Raw genomic sequence first — 23,455 nt, forward strand, 5'->3', positions numbered from 1 at the left:
TGCCCCGAAAGCTTGTATCAGATCATCGTATGATGCGATGTACTCCAGCCCGTCAAAAGTCTGCTGGCGTCCTTCCGCGCGACCGTGGATAATAAAATGGCTGGCTCCTGCCTCGGCATTTGCCCCGAAAGCTTGTATCAGATCATCGTACGATGCGATATATTCCAACCCGTCAAAGGTGACTTTGCGTTGTTCCAGATACCCGTGATCCGCGTAGTGGCGTAAACCCGCCTCCGCGTTGGCGCCGAAAGCAGCTATCAAGTCGTTATGAGACGCAATATACTCAAGCGCTTCAGTGCCATCGGCTAGATTGCGTGGAAGATCAGGCGGTGCGACAGAATGCTGATTTGAAGGTGTTTGTGTCTCACCGTCGTTTCCAGGGTTGTGGGCACCCCCACCAGTGTCCAAATCAACGGATCCTCCGGTTCGGGCAAAATTCTGGGTTACAAATGCCCAAGTGCGCCCCTGATACTCTCCGATCTCGATACCGATTCCAACGTAGTCAAAATCAGGGTTCAGCAGGTTGGCCCTGTGGCCATCACTGTTCATCAGTTGATTGTGAAGCCCGATAACCTCGTCATCGAAACCGTCAGGAGCTCGAACGGACCTTCCTGCAATGTTTTCTGCCCAGCTGTAGCTTCCGCTAAAATTGAACCCGGCGTCATCCATGCGTGCTCCCGGATTCGAGTTATTCACACCGGTATGAGAAAAAATGTCCGTCGCAATCATCCACTTACTGTGATCTTCGGACGCTTCGTTGAGATTAAGTTCCAGAACAAGCGGAGGCGCGCCAACTTTAGCTCTCTCCGCGTTAATCAGATCCAACATATCTCGTTCTAGAGAGTCTGCCTGTGACATCGACTTACCTAAAGTGTTTCGCGTTTTTTGTATTGTCGGTTGGGATAGCGGCAGAACTGTGGCACTAATAATCTGGATAGAGATGTAGAAGAAAAACAGCGGGTCTCTGCTACATTTCCTTTGCAGTTAGCGGAAAACCGCAAGAAAACCCATGTACCAGGTTGGCAATGATATTCCGCGACTTGCCACAGTTTCGCAGAGGATTCTCAAATGCTCAAGGAATGCGTTAACAACGACCAAGCGCAAGTAAACTCGAGTAAATAAAACAGCATACCGTGGCCTGCTTTTCTACTGAATGTAGGGGATTTGGTGCCCAGGAGAGGACTCGAACCTCCACGTCCATACGGACACTAGCACCTGAAGCTAGCGCGTCTACCAATTCCGCCACCTGGGCAGGTGTCGTGGAGGGGCGTTTAAGCCCACTGGCAGGGAGGGTCAACCAGATTCGGGAAGATTTTTGAAAGTTTTTTCCTCGCATCCAAATTCAGCTTGAATTGGTTGGTTTTTTCGCTGGTGCGCGGCGTTATTGCGCCTTGTTTGAAAAGGCTCAGAGAGCTACATCGAAAGAGGACCCACAAGCAGGAGCCCTCTCATGTCGAAAATGGTCACGATTTATGGCGGATCGGGATTTGTCGGTCGGTATATTACGCGGCGCATGGCGTATGAGGGGTGGCGTGTCCGGGTGGCGGTTCGGCGCCCAAATGAGGCGATGTTTGTCAGACCGTATGGCGTGGTTGGTCAGGTTGAACCCATTTTGTGCAATATTCGCGACGATGCTTCGGTCGCGGCCGCGATGCATGGGGCCGATGCGGTAGTGAATTGCGTGGGCGTGCTGAACGAGCTTGGCAAGAACGCCTTTGACGCCGTGCAGGCCGAAGGGGCCGAGCGGATCGCGCGATTGGCGGCTGAGCAGGGCATTGAGCGCATGGTGCATATCTCAGCCATCGGAGCGGACGCTGAATCCGACAGCGCTTATTCCCGTACCAAAGCGCATGGAGAGGCCGGTGTGCTGACCCATATGTCAGACGCAGTTATCCTGCGCCCGTCTGTGATTTTCGGGACCGAGGACCAGTTCTTCAACCGGTTTGCCGGGATGACCCGGATGGGACCATTCCTGCCGCTGGTCGGCGCCGACACTAAGTTCCAGCCGGTCTATGTGGATGACGTGGCCAAGGCAGCCGTTCAGGGTGTTTTGGGTCACGCTGAGCCCGGTGTGTACGAATTGGGCGGGCCCGAGGTGAAAACCTTTCGCGCACTGATGCAGCAGATGCTGGATGTGATTCACCGTCGTCGAGTTATTATCGGAATGCCCTTCTTTGTGGCCCGCATAATGGCTGGCGTTTTGGACATCGTTAAATTCGCCAGCTTCCAGTTGTTCCCGAACCACATCCTGACGCGCGATCAGCTGAAAAACCTGCGCCGCGACAATGTTGTGCCCGACGGGGCCAAAGGATTTGCCGATCTTGGGATTGAGCCAGCGACGCTGGAATCCGTGCTGCCGGATTACCTGTGGAAGTTCCGCCCTTCGGGTCAGTACGACGACATTCAGAACTCGGCCAACAATCTGCGGACCTGATCAGCTATAGGCAATCACAAGAAGGATTGCGCCCAGGATCACGCGGTAAATGACATAAGGTGTAAAACTGACACTGCGCAGCAGGCGCATCATCAGGGTCAGGGCCAACAGGGCAGAGATAAACGCAAAGAAGGCCGCGATTGCCCCGTCTCGGGCCAATTGGGCGTCCGCTTCGCGGATCACATCGACCGATAGCAAAACGCCTGAGGCAAGAATGGTCGGGATCGACATCAACATCGCGAGCCGAGCGCCATCCTCGCGCGTATAGCCCAATTGGCGCGCGCCGGTGATGGTAATGCCGGACCGGGATGTTCCGGGTATCAGGGCGAGAACCTGCCACAGCCCCATGATCAACGCATCGCGCAGACCCCATTCGCTTGCTTCTTTGGTCTGCGGTCCTTTTTGATCGGCCCAATACAGAACGAGGCCAAAAACCAGCATGGTCCAGCCAATGACCGCCATTGACCGAAACGCCTCGATCAGGCCGGTTTTGAACAAGATAGCCCCGACAATCACGGTGGGAATCGTGGCGATGATCAGACCCATTGCCAGCTGCGCCTGTGGTGTGTCGGCCCGTCCGGTCAACGCCTGCGGCAGCCCGGAGACCGCCTGTTTCACATCGGACCAGAAATACAGAATCACAGCGCCCAAAGTGCCCACATGCACGGCCACGTCGATGGCCAGGCCTTGATCGTCCAGTCCGGTCAGGCTGGGTAGCAGTATCAAATGACCAGATGAAGAGATCGGCAAAAACTCAGTGATACCCTGAATAATCGCCGCGAGAATCAATTGAAAAAGACCCATCTGCCCCGCCGTGTTGTGGTCACGTCTTTGTTTGCCCAATGGGTATAAGTGCTCTGTGGAAAAGGAAAGCGTGCATATAGGTCCGAATCGGAACTAAAAATCGCATTTAATTTCAAACCTCCACCAAATTTCCCCTCGATTTTCGAATTTAGGTCAGTACAGTTGACTTTTCATCCAATCTTTCATCTCTTAAAGAGACGTGACCAAGCCAATTCATGGAGTTTGACCCGTGGCCAAGCAACCGATGCTGAAATTTGTGCAGATCGACCGCGTCATGCCCGAAAAGCGTGCCGCCGATGACCGCAGAGAAGATTTTGATGAAATCTACGCCGAATTCGCAGCAGAGAAGGCCAAGGAGCAAGCCAGCCGATGCAGTCAATGTGGTGTTCCATACTGCCAGTCGCATTGCCCACTGCACAACAACATCCCTGACTGGCTGCATTTGACGGCGACGGGGCGTCTGGAAGAAGCTTACCAAACCAGTCAGGCCACCAACACGTTCCCCGAAATCTGTGGCCGAATCTGCCCGCAGGACCGCCTGTGTGAAGGCAACTGCGTGATCGAGCAATCGGGCCACGGCACGGTCACCATTGGCACGATTGAGAAATACATCACCGACACCGCCTGGGACAAAGGCTGGGTGAAACCCACCTCTCCGGGTGCCGAGCGCAGCGAAAGCGTCGGCATCATCGGTGGCGGCCCCGGCGGTCTGGCTGCGGCTGACATGCTGCGTCGGGCGGGCATTCAGGTCACCGTCTATGATCGTTATGATCGCGCAGGCGGTCTGCTGATGTACGGCATTCCGGGGTTCAAGCTGGAAAAAGACATTGTTCAGCGTCGAAATGACCTGCTGGCAGATGGTGGTGTAGAATTCGTGCTGAATTGCGACGTCGATGCCGCCAAGTTCGAGGAAATACGCTCCAAGCATGATGCAGTAATCATTGCGACAGGCGTGTACAAATCGCGCGATCTGTCTATGCCCGGCAGCGGTCTGGCTGGAATCGAAAAAGCCATCGATTTCCTGACCGCCTCGAACCGCAAAAGTTTTGGCGATGACGTCGAAGATTTCGACAATGGCCGCTTGAATGCCGAAGGCAAGAAGGTGGTCGTTATTGGTGGCGGTGATACCGCGATGGATTGTGTGCGGACCTCGATCCGGCAAGGTGCCACTTCGGTCAAATGCCTCTATCGTCGTGACCGGGCGAACATGCCGGGTTCGCAGCGCGAAACCCAAAACGCCGAAGAAGAAGGCGTGGTGTTCGAATGGCTGAGCGCGCCCAAGGGCTTTACCGGCGACGACACCGTCGCAGGCGTGATGGTGCAGAAGATGCGTCTGGGTCAGCCCGACGCGACCGGCCGTCAGGCACCTGAAGTGATCGAAGGCGCGGATTATGTCGAAGACGCCGATTTGGTGATTAAGGCGCTGGGCTTTGAGCCTGAAGACCTGCCCACCCTGTTCGGCCAGCCCGACCTGCCCGTCACCCGTTGGGGCACCGTCAAGGCAGCGTTCGAGACTGGCGCGACCGAGATGGACGGAGTCTATGCCATTGGTGACATCGTGCGCGGTGCGTCTCTGGTGGTATGGGCCATTCGTGACGGTCGTGACTGCGCAGATGCGATTATCGACCGTTTCAACGCCAAGGCTGCCATCGCAGCCGAATAATCCTAGCCCAGCGACAGGAGGGTCTGATGCCCGAATTGCAAGGTCAATGCATGTGCGGCGCGGTTACGGTGACCGCAACCCCGGCGCGGGAATCGCTGGGTGCCTGCCACTGTGATCAATGCCGTCGCTGGACCAGTTCGATGCTGGTGACCTTCGCGGCCGAGCCCGGTTATGCCGCCTTGGGACCGGTCAAGACTTACACCTCGTCAGATTGGGCCGAACGGGCGTTTTGCTCGGACTGCGGCTCGGCGCTGTGGTACCGGATCACTTTGCCCGGCGAGATGCACGGGCAAACCCAAATGGCTGCCGGTCTATTCGACGACACCGGCAACCCGCTGAAACTTGAACTTTACATAGATAAAAAGCCCGAGGGCTACGCGTTCGCAGGAGAGCGCCGGCAGATGACCAAAGCCGAGGTCGAAGCCATGTATGCCCTGCCGGAAGAAGGAGACAGCCAATGACCAAGTATGATGCCGATTGGGTGCGGGCAGAAGAAGCCAAGCGCAAATGGATGGCCGAAAATGGTCTCTATTCTGAGGATGAAGAGCATTCTTCATGCGGCGTAGGTCTTGTGGTTTCGATTGATGGCAAGGCGTCACGTAAGGTGGTGGATGCCGGGATCGACGCGCTTAAGGCAATCTGGCACCGCGGTGCGGTGGACGCAGACGGCAAGACGGGTGATGGCGCGGGTATTCACGTGCAGATCCCGGTTCCGTTCTTCTATGACCAGATCCGCCGCACCGGACATGAGCCGCGACTGGATCAACTGATTGCGGTTGGTCAGGTCTTTTTGCCACGCACCGACTTTGGCGCACAGGAGCAGTGCCGGACCATCGTGGAAACCGAAGTTCTACGCATGGGCTATTACATTTATGGTTGGCGTCATGTGCCGGTCGATGTGACCTGCTTGGGTGAAAAAGCCAACGCCACCCGCCCAGAGATCGAGCAGATCCTGATCTCGAACTCAAAAGGTGTGGATGAAGACACGTTTGAGCGTGAGCTTTATGTGATCCGTCGCCGCATCGAAAAGGCGGCACTGGCCGCCGGGATTTCAGATCTGTATCTGGCCTCGCTCAGCTGCCGGTCGATCATCTACAAGGGCATGATGCTGGCCGAGCAGGTCGCGGTGTTCTACCCCGATTTGATGGACGAGCGCTTTGAAAGTGCCTTTGCCATCTACCACCAGCGATATTCGACCAATACGTTCCCGCAGTGGTGGCTGGCCCAGCCTTTCCGCATGCTGGCTCATAACGGCGAGATCAACACGCTGAAGGGCAACATCAACTGGATGAAAAGCCATGAGATCCGCATGGCGAGCGGCACCTTTGGTGACTATGCCGAGGACATCAAGCCGATCATCGCAGGTGGTTCGTCGGATTCGGCGGCTCTGGACTCTGTTTTTGAAGTTCTTGTCCGTGCCGGTCGGTCTGCCCCAATGGCGAAAACCATGCTGGTGCCGGAAAGCTGGTCCAAGCAGGCGGTCGAACTGCCGCAGGCGTGGCGCGACATGTATTCCTACTGCAACTCGGTGATGGAGCCGTGGGACGGCCCCGCCGCACTGGCGATGACCGATGGCCGTTGGGTTTGTGCGGGTCTGGACCGGAACGGTCTGCGTCCGATGCGCTACGTGGTGACCGGCGATGGTTTGGTGATCGCAGGGTCCGAGGCCGGGATGGTGCCGATTGACGAGGCCACCGTGACCGAAAAAGGCGCCCTTGGCCCGGGTCAAATGCTGGCCGTCGACATGAAGAAGGGCAAGTTGTTCCGCGACACGCAGATCAAGAACAAACTGGCCCGTGCGCTGCCATTTGGCGAATGGGTCGGCAAGATTCACGATCTGGATGCCACGCTGGCAGGTGTGACCGAAGCTCCGATCTTTTCAGGAGAGGAACTGCGCAAGCGCCAGATCGCGGCTGGTTATTCGGTTGAGGAGCTGGAGCAGATCCTCGCCCCGATGGCGGAAGATGGCAAAGAGGCGCTGGCCTCGATGGGTGACGATACGCCCTCGGCGGTTCTGTCCAAGCAATACCGCCCGCTCAGCCATTTCTTTAGGCAGAATTTCAGCCAGGTGACCAACCCGCCGATCGATTCTTTGCGCGAATACCGCGTGATGTCTTTGAAGACGCGGTTTGCGAACCTCAAGAACGTGCTGGATGAGGACAGCAGCCAGACCGAGATTGTGGTTCTGGAAAGTCCCTTTGTCGGCAACGCGCAATGGGACAAGCTGGTTGAAAGCTTTGATGCCCCGCTGGCCGAGATCGACTGTAGCTTTGAGCCCGGCCAAAACGCACTAAGCGAGGCGTTGGCCCGTGTTAGAGCCGAAGCGGAAGAGGCCGTTCGGTCCGGCGCTGGGCATCTGGTGCTGTCTGACATGAACTCGGGCGCAGGTCGTGTGGCGATGCCCATGATCCTTGCCACAAGTGCGGTGCACTCACACCTGACCCGTCAGGGCCTACGGACATTCTGTTCGTTGAACGTACGCTCGGCGGAATGTGTCGACCCGCACTATTTTGCCGTTCTGATCGGTTGTGGTGCGACCGTTGTGAACGCCTATCTGGCCGAGGATTCGCTGGCCGACCGTATTGATCGCGGCCTTTTGGACGGGACCCTGACCGAAAATGTCGCCCGCTTCCGCGAAGCGATCGATCAGGGCTTGTTGAAGATCATGGCCAAGATGGGAATCTCGGTAATCTCGTCCTATCGCGGCGGCCTGAATTTTGAGGCCGTTGGCCTGAGCCGTGCGATGGTGGCCGAATACTTCCCTGGAATGACCAGCCGGATTTCCGGCATCGGCGTCACGGGTATTCAGACGAAGGCCGAGGAGATCCACGCCAAGGCATGGGATAGCGGTCTGGACGTGCTGCCCATCGGTGGGTTCTATAAGGCGCGTAAATCGGGTGAGACCCACGCGTGGGAAGCGACCTCGATGCATATGATGCAATTGGCTTGTAACCGCGCGTCCTATGAGCTGTGGAAGCAATACTCGGCCAAGATGCAGTCGAACCCGCCGATCCATCTGCGTGACCTGATGGACTTTAAACCGCTGGGCAAGCCAATCCCGATTGAAGAGGTCGAGTCGATCACTTCGATCCGCAAGCGGTTCGTCACGCCGGGCATGTCGCTGGGTGCGTTATCGCCCGAGGCGCACAAGACGCTGAACGTGGCGATGAACCGGATCGGTGCGAAATCCGACTCCGGCGAGGGTGGCGAAGACCCGGCACATTTTGTGCCGGAGCCCAATGGCGACAACCCGTCGGCCAAGATCAAACAGGTCGCTTCGGGCAGGTTCGGTGTGACCGCCGAATACCTGAATCAGTGTGAAGAACTGGAGATTAAGGTCGCTCAGGGTGCCAAACCCGGTGAAGGCGGTCAGCTGCCGGGCATGAAAGTTACCGACCTGATTGCGCGACTGCGCCATTCGACCAAGGGTGTGACCCTGATCTCTCCACCGCCGCACCACGATATCTACTCAATCGAGGATCTGGCGCAGCTGATCTACGACCTGAAACAGATCAACCCGCGCTGTAAGGTTACCGTGAAACTGGTGGCGTCTTCGGGTGTTGGCACGATTGCCGCCGGTGTGGCCAAGGCCAAAGCGGACGTGATCCTGATTTCGGGCCACAATGGTGGCACCGGGGCATCTCCGGCGACCTCGATCAAATATGCCGGTCTGCCGTGGGAGATGGGCCTGACCGAGGCACATCAGGTTTTGGCGATGAACAACCTGCGCGACCGCGTGACCCTGCGAACCGATGGTGGCTTGCGCACCGGTCGTGATATCGTCATGGCTGCGATGATGGGGGCCGAGGAATACGGTATCGGCACCGCTGCTCTGATCGCGATGGGCTGTATCATGGTGCGTCAGTGCCAGTCGAACACCTGCCCGGTCGGTGTGTGTACGCAGGACGAATCCCTGCGGGCAAAGTTCACCGGTAATGCCGATAAGGTCGTCAACCTGATCACCTTCTATGCACAGGAAGTGCGCGAGCTGCTGGCCAGCCTCGGTGCGCGGTCGATTGACGACATCATCGGGCGGGCAGATCTGCTGGCGCAGGTCAGTCGCGGTTCAGCGCATCTGGATGATCTGGACCTCAACCCGCTGCTGATCACCGTCGATGGTGCCCATAACATCGTCTACAACCGCGACAGAGATCGCAATGCAGTGCCCGATACGCTTGATGCGGAAATTGTGCGCGATGCTGCACGGTTCCTGAAAGACGGTGAGAAAATGCAGCTGTCCTATGCTGTTCAAAACACGCACCGAACCGTGGGCACACGGGTCTCCAGCCATATCGTGCAGAATTTCGGGATGCGGAACACGTTCCAGCCCGACCACCTGCATGTGAAACTGCAAGGCTCGGCCGGTCAGTCGTTGGGGGCTTTTGCGGCCCCAGGTCTGAAGCTTGAGGTATCTGGTGATGCCAACGACTATGTCGGCAAGGGCCTGTCCGGGGGCACAATCGTTGTACGTCCGCCGCAGGTCAGCCCGCTGAAAGCAGACGAAAACACCATTATCGGCAACACCGTTCTTTACGGCGCAACTGATGGCCACCTGTTTGCGGCTGGCCGCGCAGGTGAGCGGTTCGCGGTTCGGAATTCGGGCGCCACTGTGGTGATCGAGGGCTGTGGCTCGAACGGCTGTGAATACATGACCGGTGGTATTGCGGTGATCTTGGGTGGCATTGGTGCCAACTTTGGCGCAGGTATGACGGGCGGTATGGCCTATCTGTACGACCCCGAAGGCAAGGCCGAGCAGCTGATGAACATGGAAACGCTGGTGACCTGCCCGGTGACTGTCGACCATTGGGAAAATCAGTTGAAATCGCTGATCGAAACCCATCAGGCTGAAACCAACAGCCGTAAGGCCGCCGACATTCTGCAGCATTGGGAGGTCGAAAAGGCCAACTTCCTGCAGGTTTGCCCGAAAGAGATGCTGAACAAGCTCAGCCATCCTCTGACGACCGAGGCAACTGCTGTTCCCGCCGAGTAAGCGAAAGTTGTTAGACCAAATCAGAACCCCGCGTGTCACCAAGGACACGCGGGGTTTTCAATTTACGTCCCGGCCTTGCTTAAGATTGCATACCCGCGCAACGCTCAGATCAGGCAAGATAAACCGTTCCAAACCCGGCCACAGCGTCGTATAGCAACAAAATGGCAAGAACAGCAGCGCGCAAGTCGAGCAAAAAGAAAAGCAAGGCGTCGAAATCAAAAAGGCCACTGGTTCCGCGGATTCGTCGTTGGGTAACACGCATCGCCTTGGGCGTTGTGGCTTTTGTCGTGGGTTTGGTCCTGCTTTACTCGGTGGTTAATCCGCCGGTGACTCATACAATCTGGTCGGAATGGCGAAGATTGGGGAAGGTCGAGCGCGAGTGGGTGTCGATCGAAGAAATTGCCCCGGTTATGGGCAGATCTGCCGTGGCCGCCGAGGACGCGAATTTCTGCCTGCATTGGGGCTTTGACGTTGAAGCAATCCGCGAAGCGCTGGAAGACGGCGGTAGCCGGGGGGCCTCGACCATTACCCAGCAGGTCGTGAAGAACGTGTTCCTGTGGCAAGGGCGCAGTTGGGTGCGCAAAGCGCTCGAAACGTCGATTACACCCGTCGTCGAAATCTTCTGGAGCAAGCAGCGAATCCTCGAAGTATATCTGAACGTTGCCGAAACCGGTCAGGGGGTCTTCGGGGTCGAAGCGGCAGCGCAGCGATATTATGGAACGAGTGCGTCCAAGTTGTCGTCGGTCCAGGCGGCCCGATTGGCGGCGATCCTGCCGTCCCCCCGCAACAGATCCGTCACAGATCCGTCGGTTCGAACCCGCAGACGTGCGGCATCCATCCGGGATGGGGCGGCCACCATCCGCGCAGATGGTCGCGCGGATTGTTTCGAGGATTGAAACCCTATGCCCCTCAAGGCTAAAGCTGGGGGGTATTCACTGGTTCGATTGGAAGCCCATGGCGCGTCTGTTTCATGTTCCCCTGTCCCCGTATTGCCGCAAGGTGCGCCTGTCGCTTGCGGAAAAGAAAATCGAAGTTGAGCTGGTCGAGGAGCGGTACTGGGAACAAGACCCGGATTTCCTGCGCCGCAACCCTGCGGGAAAAGTACCGGTGTTGCGTCTTGATGGGCAGGTCATGGCGGAGAGCGCCGCCATTTGTGAATATATCGAAGAAACCCGCCCTGAACCCCCGCTGATGCCAAAAAAACCTGAAGCGCGGTACGAGGTGCGGCGTTTGGTTGGTTGGTTCGATGACAAGTTCCATCACGAGGTCACATCTCGACTGCTGTATGAGCGGGTGAACAAGAAGGTTACCGGCGAGGGTTATCCCGACAGTAAAAACGTCAAGGCGGGTGCAAAGGCGATCAAATATCATCTGGACTACATGGCTTGGCTGCTGGATCACCGGCGCTGGCTGGCAGGTGATCAAATGACTCTGGCCGATTTTGCAGCTGCCGCGCATCTGTCTGCGCTGGATTACATCTCGGACGTAGATTGGAACCGTTCTCAGGCGGTCAAGGATTGGTATGCCAAGATCAAGTCACGACCCGCGTTCCGGTCTATATTGGCAGATCAGGTTCCTGGGTTCCGACCGCCACCGCATTACGCTGATCTGGATTTCTGATAGGGTGAAGGTGTAGCGGGCTGACTGCCCCCTCTTGGCCGGGTGTGGGCCAATTCACCCCCGAGGGTACTTGTAGCCAGATGAAGAGCGGATCAGGTCTAAAAGAAAAGCTGGTGGCGCAGGCTCTGAGCGAGGGATTTGTCTCTTGCCGTGTTTGCCGACCTTGGGACGTGCCCGAAGTGCCGTCACGCTTGCAGGCGTTTTTGGATGCCGGGTATCACGGGCAGATGGGGTGGATGGCCGAGCGGACCCATTGGCGCGGGGATCCGGCCGCATTGTGGCCCGAGGCGCGGTCGGTCATCATGCTGGCCGAGAGCTATACGCCTGACCATGATCCGACCGAAGTGCTGCAGCATCCGGACAAGGCGGCGATTTCTGTTTATGCGCAGAACAAGGATTACCACGATCTGGTCAAGAAGCGGCTGAAGCGGTTGGCGCGCTGGCTGATTGCGGAAGCTGGTGGAGAGGTAAAGGTCTTTGTTGATACCGCGCCTGTGCCAGAGAAGGCTTTGGGCCATGCGGCAGGTTTGGGTTGGCAGGGAAAACACACCAATCTCGTAAGCCGTGATTGGGGAAATTGGTCCTTTATAGGCTCTGTTTTTACGACGTTGGACCTGCCTGCGGACATGGCTGAAACAGACCATTGCGGCAATTGTCGAGCGTGTTTGAGCGCCTGTCCGACGGATGCGTTTCCCGCCCCGTATCAGTTGGATGCGCGGCGTTGCATTTCATATCTGACGATCGAACATAAAGGGCCGGTCGACGAAGAGCTGCGCCCAAAGCTGGGAAACCGAATTTATGGATGCGACGATTGTTTGGCCGCGTGCCCGTGGAACAAATTCGCCATCGCAGCGAGCGATGTGCGGTATGCAGCACGTGATGATCTGAAAGCGCCGCCGTTGGCCGAGCTTGCTGTGTTGGATGATGCAGCGTTTCGGGCCAAGTTCTCGGGCTCGCCGATCAAGCGAATTGGGCGGGATCGGTTCGTGCGCAATGTTTTGTACGCAATTGGCAACTCGCAACAGACTGATCTGATGGCTGTGGCCCAGTCGCTTGCCGATGATCCTGATCCAACGGTGGCGGACGCAGCGCGCTGGGCGGTGAAACGATTGTCGTAAGTGACGCAAACAGGCTGGACGTGTCGGTCCAAACCGCTACACCCGTGAACAGCGAACAGGAAGGAGATCCCGATGGCGTTGGCTTTGGGGGTGGATACGGGTGGAACCTATACGGATGCGGTGCTGATCCGGGACGAGAAAGAGGTGATCGCCTCGGCTAAATCCCTGACAACGCGCGCCGATCTGGCCATTGGGGTTGGTCAGGCGATCTCGGCAGTGTTGGATCAAGCACAGGTGTCGCCGGATCAGATCTCAATGGCGTCTTTGTCGACGACGCTGGCGACAAATGCCTTGGTCGAAGGGCAGGGTGGTCGAGTCGCGCTGATTTACATCGGGTTTAAGGAAGCGGACCTTGAGAAACATGGGCTGCGGGATGCGTTGAAGGGCGATCCGGCGCTGGTGATTGGGGGCGGGCATAGCCATGCCGGGAGTGAAGCGGCGCCATTGGATGTCGATGCGTTGGAAGCCTTTTTGGCGTTGCACAAAGATGTTTCTGGGTTTGCGGTTGCCGCGCAGTTCGCAACGCGGAACCCGGCGCATGAATTGCATGCCTCGCGTGTCATTGCCGAGAAAACCGGGGCACCGGTTACGTGCTCTCATCAGTTGTCGGCCAAATTGAACGGCCCGAAGCGCGCGGTCACGGCGGTTTTGAATGCGCGTTTGATCGGTATGATCGACCGTTTGATCGGTCGGGCGCAGGATCGTTTGATTGATCTGGGCATCACCGCACCGATGATGGTCGTGCGCGGCGATGGTGCCCTGATGAGCGCAGAACAAGCGCGGGAACGCCCGATTGAGACCATCCTCAGCGGGCCGGCGGCCTCGATTGTTGGGGCAAGCTGGTTGACGGGGGCCGAGAATGCACTGGTGTCCGATATTGGCGGCACCACGACGGATGTTGCGCTGATTCGGGATGGCAAACCCGCGATTGACCCAGCGGGCGCGCAGGTCGGCGGATTTCGTACGATGGTTGAGGCGGTTGCCATGCGCACCCACGGACTGGGTGGAGATAGCCAGGTGCATGTGGTGACCGAAGGGCTGGGCGGCGGCGTATTTCTGGGGCCACGACGGGTGCTGCCGGTATCTCTGATCGCGTCAGAAGCACCCGAGGTTGTTCACGCCGTTCTGGACACACAGTTGCGGGCAACAACCGTGGGAGAGCATGACACGCGGTTTGCCCGCCGTGTTCCCGGTATCAATGCCGACGGGTTGGGTGCGCGCGAAGAGGCCTTGTTGGACAGGCTCGGCGAAAATGTCCTGCCCCTGAGTGATTTGTTGCGCACCCGCATGGAGAACGGTGCCCTGTCGCGTCTGGTGGATCGCGGAATCGTTCAGGTGTCGGGTGTGACACCATCGGATGCCAGCCATGTTCTGGGTCGATTGGATGTCTGGGACGCGGAAGCCGCCCACAAGGCATTGGAACTGGTGGCGCGCAAACGTGTGGGGACGGGTGACAGGCTAGCCGGCAGCCCCGAACAACTGGCACAGATGATCGTGGATCAGTTGACCGAACAGACGTCTTTGACCTTATTAGAGACTGTTTTTGCCGAAGAAGCTGACGGTTTTGGTCTTGCACCTGCTGACTTGGCCCGGCACGTGTTGACGCAAAAAGGGCTGGCAAAGCATCGCGGCCTAATCGCGCTGGACGCATCGCTGAACGTGGATGTCGTGGGTCTTGGCGCATCCGCCCCCAGCTATTATCCGGCTGTCGGGGATCGCCTGCATTGCACCATGATCCTGCCGGAACACGCCGGTGTGGCCAACGCGATCGGAGCAGTTGTTGGTCGGCTTACGCTGCGTCGAACAGGAACCGTGACATCACCGTCTGAAGGGCGTTACCGGGTTCATTTGGAAGAGGGGCCGCAGGATTTCACAGAATCCGACAAGGCCTTGGAACTGCTGGAGACGGTTCTGCGGGATCAGGCCGAGGTCGCCGTGCGGCAGGCCGGCGCCGCAGATATCCGGGTGGTCGTCGACCGCGACATCCGCACCGCGCGCATCGAAGCGCAGGACGTGTTTGTCGAAGCGATGATCACGGTCGAAGCCAGCGGACGCCCAAGGGTGGCCTCAGGTTAGCCCCCCTCGCGGGAAGGAGGGCCAATTCGGTTATTCAGCCGCGCTGCGCTTGGGCAGAACCCAATCGGGGCGCGGGAAGTGGCAGGTATAGCCGTTGGGAATACGTTCAAGGTAGTCCTGATGCTCGGGCTCAGCCTCCCAGAAATCGCTGACGGGTTCGACCTCGGTCACAGCCTTGCCGGGCCAGATCCCGCTGGCGTTCACATCGGCAATCGTGTCCTCAGCCAACTGTTTCTGGGCGTCGTCCACATAGTAGATGGCCGAGCGATAGCTCATCCCGCGATCATTGCCCTGACGGTTAACGGTTGTCGGGTCGTGAATCTGAAAGAAGAACTCGAGCAGGTCGCGATAGGTAATTTGCGCTGGGTCGAAAATGATCTCGATCCCTTCGGCATGGGTGCCGTGGTTGCGATAGGTGGCGTTCGGCACGTCACCGCCGGTGTACCCGACGCGGGTGCTGGAAACGCCGGGCAATTTACGGATCAGGTCCTGCATGCCCCAAAAGCAGCCCCCGGCCAGAACAGCGCGTTCATTGGTCATTGGATATCCTCCACATGGATCAGGTATTCACTGTACCCTTCGGCCTCCATCTCATCGCGATGAATGAACCGCAAGGAGGCGGAGTTGATGCAATAGCGTAGCCCGCCGTGTTCGCGTGGACCGTCGGGGAATACGTGCCCCAGATGACTGTCGCCATGTTTCGAGCGGACCTCGGTCCGGATCATGCCAAGCGTGCGATCTTCAATCTCTTCGACATGCTCGTGCACGATGGGCTTGGTAAAGCTTGGCCAGCCACATCCGGATTCGTATTTGTGGGTCGAGGCAAATAGCGGTTCGCCCGAGACGATATCGACGTATATGCCCGGTTCCTTGTTTCCCAACAGTTTTCCAGTGCCGGGGCGTTCGGTCCCGCTGCGTTGGGTGACGTGAAATTCTTCAGGGGAAAGAGCGGCAATGGCCTCGGGGTCTTTGGTGTAGCGGGTCATGGCTTCTCCGGTGTTGATATGACTTGGACCTTTATTTGGGCATACTGGGGCAAGAATCAAAATCATATTTCAGCCTGCTCGCGTTCTCGTGCGGGTGATCCGAATGCCAAACGCACGCGTAATTCACAATAAAGGAGGTAACACCATGTTGAGACTGCTTCTGTTATCCGTCCTATTGCTGGTTGCCCGCGCTGTTCAAGCTGCACCTTTGACCGGTGAGTTTGACTCGATTGACGGCGGAACCCTTTCTCTTGAGGGGTGGAGAGGTCAGCCGGTGCTGATTGTGAACACGGCATCCCATTGCGGGTTCACGGGGCAATACGCTGGCTTACAAAAAATCCATGACACCTATGCTGATCGAGGTCTCGTGGTTTTGGCCGTCCCTTCGGATTCGTTCAATCAGGAACTGGGGTCAGCGAAAGAAGTGAAACAATTCTGCGAGATGAATTTTGGTCTGACCTTGCCCATGACCGACATCACCCCAGTCAAAGGCGCCGGTGCCCATCCGTTTTATAGGGCTGTTGCCCAGCAAACGGGCTTTGTCCCCAAGTGGAATTTCAACAAGATCCTGATTGACCCAGCGGGCGAGGTTGTCGAGACGTATGGCTCGAACGTCAAACCGGATTCACCGAAGCTCTTGCGTCAGGTCGAGGCATTGCTACGCTGATCGGTCTGCCGAGACAGCTGCACTGCCAGAATTCCCAGCGTTGTGATGCCCACGCCAACCGCATCCATCGGACCAAGCTTTTCACCCAGCAGAGCAGCAGCGACCGCGACGCCAAAGACCGGGTTCAAAAAGTGAAAAGTTGCGGCTCGGATCGCGCCGATCCTGTTCAACAAATGGAACCAGATCAGTGTCGCCAACAAGCCAGGGAACAGTGTCGTATAAGCAAAGGCCAGCATCCACGGTACGTTCGGGTGAATGTAGATCGTCTCGAATATGGGGGCCGCGAAGAACAGAATTGCCGCGCCCACCAGCATCTGTAGCCCGACCACCATCATGAAATTGCCGCCGGATGTTGCCCCGCGCACAGCCAGTGTCGCAAAGCTGAGCGCCAGCGCACCCAGCCCGCACAGCATGACGCCAAACAGGTCGGCGCCCGCGCTAATCCGGCTGCTCATGATCAATGCGACGCCAGCGAAACCCGCCAGCAATCCGAACACGCCCAGTGGTCGAAGTTTTTCGTGAAACAGTGTCCAGCTGGCTAATGCCACGATCAGGGGCATTGTTGATGCAATAATCGCCGCAACGGATGCCTGTACGGTTTGCATTGCGTAGAAATTCAGACCCAAATAAAGGGCATTTTGGCAAATTCCGAACAGAATGGTTGCGTACCATTGCGCGTGCGTCAGCCTCCAGCTTTGGCCCATCGCCCGCGCAATTGCGACCCCCAACAATCCCGAGATCAAAAATCGCAGCGCCAGTGAGAAAAGGGGCGAGGCATCGGCGACGATGATCCGCGCCGAGGTGAAGGCTGACGACCAGATGAAGGCAAATGCCAGCCCCATGGCTATGGCGCGCAGATCCATGATGACGCTCTCCCAAACGCCGCGACTGTTTCGGAATTATCTCAAACGCGCAAGCGCCCCGCGTCAAAAAAACCACAGGCCTCATCAGTTACATTCGGCATTGCAGTGTTTGTTGATTGATCAGTCAATTAAAGGTATGCGAACCGCACTCTGACTAACCAAGGGAGGTATGTTGGTGCTTTTGGAGTATATTCTGTCTTTCGGCGTCCTGCTGGCATTGGGCCTGGTCGCTTTCTTCGTCGTGAAATGGTGGAACCTGCGTTGCGTGGGCGTCACGCCAGTGCATCTGTTCACCTTCATCGCGATCCTGTTCACGTCCGGTCTGGATGTCGGCCTGATCATGTTCCCGCTGACCGAGTTTGGCGGCTATGCCGAGGAACCGGCCTATGCCTTTGCGAACCCGCTGGCCATCGAGTTCGGGTTCTGGGGCTTCCTGATCTGGGCCTTCTACTTCCTGACGGCGTTCTATTTCTGCGTCATCGAACCGCGCGTGAAGTTCTTCGAGATCCCGCTAGTCAAGTTGATCAACAACGTGGTCATCATCGGTACCTGTGCCTTCACCGCCAGCCTGTTCCTGATCTACCTGCCCGGCTATCTGCCCGAGGTCGGAGACGGCGAATCCGTGGTTACAACCTTCTACATCATCGTATTCGTGGTCATTTTGGCAGCGGCCTATTCTTCGACCGACCTGAAATACGTCCGTATCCTGTCAGTTGGATCGACCTTCCTGTTTCTGGCACTGATCATCGGAATGTGGGTCGCGGCTGGCATGGGCATGACCGGATTTGTTGAAACCGGCAGCAACATCAGCGCTTACTTTGCCAACCTGCATAAGTTTGTCCTGCCGCTGACCGACTATCACGCCTTCTATTTGTTCTGGTGGTTCGCGTGGTCGATCATGATTGGCCAGTTCACCTCTCGCTTTGTCGGTGGTCTGAAAACTTGGCAATTGCTGGCGGCGCTGCTGATTTTCCCGTCGATCCCGTTGGGAATCTGGTTCACCGTTCTCTACTACTATCACCTGAACGGCATCAGCACTGCGGGCATCACCAACATCGCGATGGTGATCGTGGGCGTGACCTTTGTGATCAACTCGCTGGACTCGCTGATTAGGCTCTATACGGACAACCTGAACCTGACAGTCGAGCGGTTCGGCAAGGCGATCTACGTTGCAGGCAACGTCGCGCTGCTGTTTGTCCTGACCCTGTTGTTCCAGAGCCAGTGGCTGCAGATCCAATGGATCGGAGCGGTGGTCGTTGGCCTCTATTTGGCCTGCGTGGTCTACATCCTGATCACCAAACGCAAAGAGGTGTTGAGCATCGATTCAATGCCCGAAGATCGTGATCTGGACTTCCACAAGGTTGAGACGGTTCACTGATTGCCGAACGGAGTTAAAGAACAGACGGGCGCCTAATCCGGCGCCCGTTTTCCGTGGTCTTGAAGTTCTATTTTGGAAAAGTCAGAACCGAAAACGGAACGCAAAACCGACAAGCGGTGCAGTGTCGTAAGATTGCCGGCTAATCTCACTTCCATTTTCGTCATCCAGAGTAAGCCGACCATCGAATTCAGCTCCGGCAAAAACGTTTAGAGAAACTCCGGGATTTGGGCTATAATCCAAGGCCAATACAACCGGGATGCTCTTGTCTTCCCCAACGCCATCCGGCGCAAGACCTTGGTCATCCAGGCGAAAGCGGATGCGTTCAGAGCGCGCAGCCAAAGACAGGTTTATTGTGTCAGTCATGGCATAACTCAGTGTCAGCCCCGGTCCTCTGGTTGCGCCAATCCCTGATCCCGTATTCAGATTCCAACGGTCATTGATGTCCCAATCCACCAGAAGAGCCGGAAAAAAGTCCACACCTTCTTCCTCGAGTTGGGAAAATACGCCGAATGCAGGTCCAATCGTCAAGCGGCTACTGACTTCCCAAGCCAGACCGGCAAAAACCCCGTAAGTCCGCCCATCAGACGCGTCTATACCACTTTGATAATCCCATCTGATTTGTGGGGATATAAACAGTTGTGCCTTTTCACCGACGCGCGCGCGTACCGGAAACGAGATCCGGATATCGCGTATGTCGGTCCATGGTTGATTGTCAGTCTGACTGAAGTCGTAGTCAAATTGCCCAAGGCTTATGGACAGGCCAAATGACGTACCATCGCCGGTATTATACAGCGAACCGCCACGAATAAAGGCACGACTTGCAGAGAAATTGCCACCTCCGCTTAAGGATGCGCTGCCTTGATACGCCGCAAGCCCATCAACCTGAAAGCCCCAACCAACAGGTTGCGCAGCCAACTGAGTTGTCCAGGTTAGAGAAAAAGCAATCGCGAGAGACGAGATTTTGGGGAAGGAGTGCGTCACGTTTTTCAAACCGATCGATGAATTCAAATGTTGTTATTCAACAACTAGACGGGTAACCCGCAAAGTACATCGAAATCTATCGGGTGGGCCAAAATTCGTCCCAACAGGCGAACAAAGAAAAAGGGCCCCCCGAAGGCGACCCTCTATCGTTTGCAATGAAAGCTGAGATTAGCCGTTCACGCTGTCCTTCAGAGCTTTCGCGATGGTCATCTTGACCACTTTGTCGGCTTCTTTCTTGAACTGCTCGCCGGTGGCGGGGTTGCGCACCATGCGCTCGGGGCGCTCGCGGCAGTAGATTTTGCCAACGCCAGGCAGGGTCACTGCGCCGCCGGCGGAAACTTCGCGGGTGATCAGGCCGGTCATGGCCTCCAACGCTGCGTTTGCAGCTTTCTTGTCGGTTCCCATTTCCTCAGCGAGAGCAGCCACCAGCTGAGTCTTTGTCATAGGCTTTGCCATTTCTTGGTCTCCTTAACGTGCCCGATACATAGGGCCTCACCGCGTAACTGTAACGGGATATTGTGGGCGAACACAACGAATAGTAGCGCGGAAAACCCTAAAAATATGGGGAAAACGTTGCTTTTTTGCTTCAGAGAAAGGCTGTTTCGTCGAAAGAACGCAATTTCCGGCTGTGCAGACGCTCTAGCGGCATGCCACGCAAGTGCTCCATCGCCCGAATTCCGATGGCCAGATGGCGACTTACCTGAGTGGTATAAAAGGCAGAAGCCATACCCGGAAGCTTTAATTCGCCGTGCAGTGGTTTGTCTGACACACACAAGAGCGTGCCGTATGGAACGCGGAACCGATAGCCGTTTGCGGCGATGGTTGCGCTTTCCATATCCAGCGCGATGGCGCGGGATTGGCTGAGCCTCTGCACCGGGCCGGACTGGTCGCGCAGTTCCCAATTGCGGTTGTCGACCGAGGCGACGGTGCCGGTCCGCATGATCCGCTTAAGCTCGTACCCTTCCAACTCGGTGACCTCGGCCACCGCGCTCTCAAGCGCGACCTGAACCTCGGCCAGTGGCGGGATCGGAACCCAGACTGGCAGGTCATCGTCCAGCACCTTGTCCTCGCGCAGATAGGCATGGGCCAGAACAAAATCGCCTAGCGCCTGCGTGTTGCGCAGACCGGCACAGTGACCGACCATCAGCCAGGCGTGGGGCCTCAGAACGGCGATGTGATCTGTTGCCGTTTTCGCGTTCGACGGCCCAACCCCGATATTGACCAGTGTTATCCCGGACCCATCCTCGCGCTTCAGGTGATAGGTCGGCATTTGCGGAAGCTTCAGCGGTTGAGTTAATTCTTCCTCGGAGTCAGTGATCTCGACATTCCCGGTCGAGACGAAGCTTGTATAACCGCTGTTCGGATCGGCCAATTGCGCGCGCGCGTAATTCTCGAACTCGGAGACGTAGAACTGGTAGTTCGTGAACAGGACATGGTTCTGGAAATGGCTGGGATCCGTCGCGGTATAATGCGCAAGCCGGGCCAGCGAATAGTCGACGCGTTGGGCAGTAAACAAGGCCAGCGGGCCGGCTTCATCCTCGTGGTCGTACACCCCGTTGACGATATCATCGTTGGTCGTGGTCAGGTCGGGAACGTCGAAGACATCGCGCAACGTGAACCCGGCCGCGCCCTGTTGCGGAACGTGCAGATCGGGATTGTTGGCAACCGCGAAATGCACCGGGATCGGTGTGTCGGACGGCCCAATCGTAACCGGCTGGTCGTGGTTCTTGATCAACAACGCGATCTGCTGGGTCAAATAGGACCGAAACAAATCCGGCCGCGTAACCGTTGTGGCATGAATACCGGGTTCTGAGACGTGGCCAAAACTCAGACGGCTGTCGACATGCGCATAGGATGACGTTCTGATGCGAATTTCCGGGTAATAGGCTCTGAACCGCGCCGTTGGTGCGCCGTGTTCAATGGCTGCCGAGAAACTGTCGCACAGAAAGCGGGTTGCTTGTTCATAGAGCGCTTCCAACCGAACGACCGCCGCTTTGGGGTCGGTGAATTGTTCCGGTTTAGGTGCGTCGGGTGTTTTTATTATTGTCATGCAAGTGGTTCCAGAAGATCGATTTTTTCAAAGGTGCGCACATCCACCAGGCCCAGATCCGATATCCGCAATTCCGGAATCACGACCAGTGCCAAAAGTGAGTGCTGCATATATGCGTTGTTGAGGGTGCAGCCACAGGCCTCCATCGCGGCGACCATGTCTTCGGCTTTGGCGGCCACAGTTGCGGCGGGGCTGTCTGACATCAGGCCTGCGATGGGCAGTTCGACCAGCGCCAATTCTTCCCCATCGCGGAATATGGTGATGCCGCCACCTACTTCGGTCAGCCTGTTTGCGGCCAGTGCCATCTGTTCGCGATCCGTGCCGACAACGATCATGTGATGGCTGTCATGCGCCACGGTCGAGGCCATGGCCATTTTGCCCTGATATCCGAATCCGGAAACGAATGCGTTCGTCACGCCACCCGTCGCCCGGTGCCGTTCAACCAGCGCGATCTGGCAGACATCGTCGTCGCCCTCGACCAATCCTTCGATGATCGGCAGTTCAGCCTTCAGAGCTTTGGTCGGAGCCTGGTTTTCCACCACGCCGATCACGTTGGCCTGCACACGGTTTGCCCCTGCAGGTGCTTGGATTTCGAAATCGGCAGCGGTCAGGGTATGCCCCAGATGCACGGTGTTCCGGGCGGTATCAGGCCAGTTGAGGTGCGGGCAATCAACGGTGATTTTACCGTTTTCTGCCACGATCTGACCGCGCGCAATCACGGTGTCGACGGGCAGTTCCTTCAGGTCCGAGCTGAGGATAATATCCGCGCGCCGCCCCGGTGTAATCGAGCCGATCTCACGCTCTAGCCCGAAGTGGGTCGCCGTGTTGATCGTTGCCATTTGCAGGGCAATCAGCGGATCACATCCGCAAGCGATGGCGTGCCGAACCACACGATTCATATGGCCGTCATTGACCAGCGTGCCTGAGTGGCAATCGTCGGTGCACAGGATAAAGTTGCGCGGGTCCAGACCTTTTTCCGTTACAGCCGTGATCTGACTTTCCACGTCATACCAGGCCGAGCCCAGCCGCATCATCGAGCGCATCCCCTGCCGAACACGCGCGATCGCGTCAGCCTCGCAGGTGCCTTCGTGATCATCCGCCGGACCTCCGGCAACATAGGCGGCAAAATCAGGCCCTAAATCAGGCGATGCGTAGTGTCCGCCTACGGTTTTCCCGGCGCGTTGTGTGGCGGCGATTTCCGCCAGCATCTTTGGGTCGCCGTTGATGACACCCGGAAAGTTCATCATCTCGCCCAAGCCAATAATGCCTGGCCAGCTCATCGCTTCGGCCACGTCTTCGGCGGTGATTTCGTACCCCGTCGTTTCTAATCCCGGCGCAGATGGGGCGCAGGACGGCATCTGAGTAAAGATGTTCACCGGTTGCATCATCGCCTCGTCATGCATCATGCGCACGCCGTCCAGGCCAAGGACATTTGCAATCTCATGCGGGTCGGTGAACATGCTGGTGGTTCCATGCGGAATGACAGCGCGGGCAAATTCAGCCGGTGTCAGCATGCCCGATTCGATATGCATATGGGCATCACACAGGCCGGGGATCATATAGCGCCCGGCGGCCTCGATCACCTGAGTCTCTGGGCCGGTGCAATGTGATGCATCGGGTCCGACATAAGCGATGCGCCCATCAGCGATCGCAATGTCATGGTTCGGAAGGGATTCGCGGCTGTGCACATTCACCCAGATTCCACCGCGAATGACCGAATCTGCAGCTTCGCGACCTGCGGCTACGGCAATCAAACGGAGGGCGACATCGGGCCAACTAGGGAAGGGTGTGTGTTCCATGGCCCAACTTTCCCGAATGCGCAGGA

19 protein-coding genes and 1 tRNA gene are annotated in these 23,455 nt (G+C 57.2%); 10 read left to right on the forward strand and 10 right to left on the reverse strand.

Annotated features, from left to right (window positions below; translation table 11 throughout):
* The coding region (locus tag AC2FJC_RS21225; RefSeq protein WP_496741438.1) for a CAP domain-containing protein at nt 1–828 on the reverse strand (828 nt) is incomplete at its 3' end.
* A gap of 337 nt (nt 829–1,165) precedes the next feature.
* Nucleotides 1,166–1,252: transfer RNA gene (locus AC2FJC_RS21230), tRNA-Leu, on the reverse strand.
* A 198-nt stretch (nt 1,253–1,450) separates the two neighbouring features.
* Here AC2FJC_RS21230 and AC2FJC_RS21235 point away from each other — a divergent pair.
* Nucleotides 1,451–2,434: a complex I NDUFA9 subunit family protein gene (locus tag AC2FJC_RS21235; RefSeq protein WP_496741440.1), complete on the forward strand. Its 984-nt coding sequence runs from the start codon at nt 1,451–1,453 to the stop codon at nt 2,432–2,434.
* On the opposite strand, the gene AC2FJC_RS21240 is transcribed toward AC2FJC_RS21235, so the two are convergent.
* Complete coding sequence (locus AC2FJC_RS21240; protein ID WP_496741442.1) at nt 2,435–3,238, reverse strand: undecaprenyl-diphosphate phosphatase; 804 nt, start codon at nt 3,236–3,238, stop codon at nt 2,435–2,437.
* Between the two features lie 229 nt (nt 3,239–3,467).
* Here AC2FJC_RS21240 and AC2FJC_RS21245 point away from each other — a divergent pair, with 229 nt between their 5' ends.
* The 7 genes from AC2FJC_RS21245 (at nt 3,468) to AC2FJC_RS21275 (ending at nt 14,705) form a co-directional block, all read left to right on the forward strand.
* Nucleotides 3,468–4,901, forward strand: coding sequence for an NAD(P)-dependent oxidoreductase (locus AC2FJC_RS21245; protein WP_496737318.1), 1,434 nt, complete (start codon nt 3,468–3,470; stop codon nt 4,899–4,901).
* A 26-nt stretch (nt 4,902–4,927) separates the two neighbouring features.
* Complete coding sequence (locus tag AC2FJC_RS21250; RefSeq protein WP_496727322.1) at nt 4,928–5,362, forward strand: GFA family protein; 435 nt, start codon at nt 4,928–4,930, stop codon at nt 5,360–5,362.
* Nucleotides 5,359–9,891 (forward strand): glutamate synthase large subunit, encoded by a 4,533-nt coding sequence (gene gltB / locus AC2FJC_RS21255; protein ID WP_496741444.1) that lies wholly within the window; start codon nt 5,359–5,361, stop codon nt 9,889–9,891. Before AC2FJC_RS21250 ends, gltB begins: the two co-directional genes overlap by 4 nt.
* Before the next feature lie 161 nt (nt 9,892–10,052).
* Nucleotides 10,053–10,787, forward strand: a complete 735-nt coding sequence (gene mtgA, locus AC2FJC_RS21260) for a monofunctional biosynthetic peptidoglycan transglycosylase (RefSeq protein WP_496741446.1) — start codon at nt 10,053–10,055, stop codon at nt 10,785–10,787.
* Nucleotides 10,788–10,845: 58 nt separating this feature from the next.
* Entirely contained in the window at nt 10,846–11,511 is a 666-nt protein-coding gene (gene fzlA, locus AC2FJC_RS21265; protein WP_058275204.1) for an FtsZ-binding protein FzlA, read from the forward strand.
* Nucleotides 11,512–11,591: 80 nt separating this feature from the next.
* A complete protein-coding gene (gene queG, locus AC2FJC_RS21270) occupies nt 11,592–12,629 on the forward strand; it encodes a tRNA epoxyqueuosine(34) reductase QueG (protein ID WP_496741448.1) in 1,038 nt (345 codons plus the stop codon).
* Nucleotides 12,630–12,701: 72 nt separating this feature from the next.
* The gene (locus AC2FJC_RS21275; protein ID WP_496741450.1) at nt 12,702–14,705 is read left to right on the forward strand and encodes a hydantoinase/oxoprolinase family protein; all 2,004 of its coding nucleotides are present in this window, start codon (nt 12,702–12,704) and stop codon (nt 14,703–14,705) included.
* 30 nt (nt 14,706–14,735) lie between these two features.
* On the opposite strand, the gene msrA is transcribed toward AC2FJC_RS21275, so the two are convergent.
* Together msrA and msrB are read right to left on the reverse strand one after the other, a co-directional pair.
* Nucleotides 14,736–15,245: a peptide-methionine (S)-S-oxide reductase MsrA gene (gene msrA / locus AC2FJC_RS21280; RefSeq protein ID WP_496741452.1), complete on the reverse strand. Its 510-nt coding sequence runs from the start codon at nt 15,243–15,245 to the stop codon at nt 14,736–14,738.
* Nucleotides 15,242–15,691 carry a peptide-methionine (R)-S-oxide reductase MsrB gene (msrB, locus tag AC2FJC_RS21285; RefSeq protein ID WP_496741454.1) on the reverse strand — a complete coding sequence of 150 codons (450 nt, stop codon included), beginning with the start codon at nt 15,689–15,691 and terminating at the stop codon, nt 15,242–15,244. Before msrB ends, msrA begins: the two co-directional genes overlap by 4 nt.
* Nucleotides 15,692–15,836: 145 nt before the next feature.
* Between msrB and AC2FJC_RS21290 the strand changes: the two genes are divergently transcribed.
* Entirely contained in the window at nt 15,837–16,358 is a 522-nt protein-coding gene (locus tag AC2FJC_RS21290) for a glutathione peroxidase (RefSeq protein WP_496741456.1), read from the forward strand.
* Here the strand turns inward: AC2FJC_RS21290 and AC2FJC_RS21295 are convergent.
* Nucleotides 16,334–17,221, reverse strand: coding sequence for a DMT family transporter (locus AC2FJC_RS21295; protein WP_496741458.1), 888 nt, complete (start codon nt 17,219–17,221; stop codon nt 16,334–16,336). The genes AC2FJC_RS21290 and AC2FJC_RS21295 overlap by 25 nt on opposite strands.
* A gap of 181 nt (nt 17,222–17,402) precedes the next feature.
* Between AC2FJC_RS21295 and AC2FJC_RS21300 the strand changes: the two genes are divergently transcribed.
* Nucleotides 17,403–18,599, forward strand: a complete 1,197-nt coding sequence (locus AC2FJC_RS21300) for a BCCT family transporter (RefSeq protein WP_496741480.1) — start codon at nt 17,403–17,405, stop codon at nt 18,597–18,599.
* Between the two features lie 81 nt (nt 18,600–18,680).
* On the opposite strand, the gene AC2FJC_RS21305 is transcribed toward AC2FJC_RS21300, so the two are convergent.
* The 4 genes from AC2FJC_RS21305 to ade all read right to left on the reverse strand — a co-directional run bounded on the left by AC2FJC_RS21305 (nt 18,681) and on the right by ade (nt 23,429).
* Complete coding sequence (locus AC2FJC_RS21305) at nt 18,681–19,514, reverse strand: hypothetical protein (RefSeq protein ID WP_496741460.1); 834 nt, start codon at nt 19,512–19,514, stop codon at nt 18,681–18,683.
* A gap of 234 nt (nt 19,515–19,748) precedes the next feature.
* Nucleotides 19,749–20,036, reverse strand: coding sequence for an HU family DNA-binding protein (locus tag AC2FJC_RS21310; protein ID WP_039533371.1), 288 nt, complete (start codon nt 20,034–20,036; stop codon nt 19,749–19,751).
* A 130-nt stretch (nt 20,037–20,166) separates the two neighbouring features.
* Nucleotides 20,167–21,630, reverse strand: a complete 1,464-nt coding sequence (locus AC2FJC_RS21315; protein WP_496741462.1) for an AMP nucleosidase — start codon at nt 21,628–21,630, stop codon at nt 20,167–20,169.
* The gene (gene ade / locus AC2FJC_RS21320) at nt 21,627–23,429 is read right to left on the reverse strand and encodes an adenine deaminase (protein WP_496741464.1); all 1,803 of its coding nucleotides are present in this window, start codon (nt 23,427–23,429) and stop codon (nt 21,627–21,629) included. Before ade ends, AC2FJC_RS21315 begins: the two co-directional genes overlap by 4 nt.
* Nucleotides 23,430–23,455 lie beyond the last annotated feature (26 nt).

Source organism: Ruegeria sp. CDSB117 (assembly GCF_059611005.1).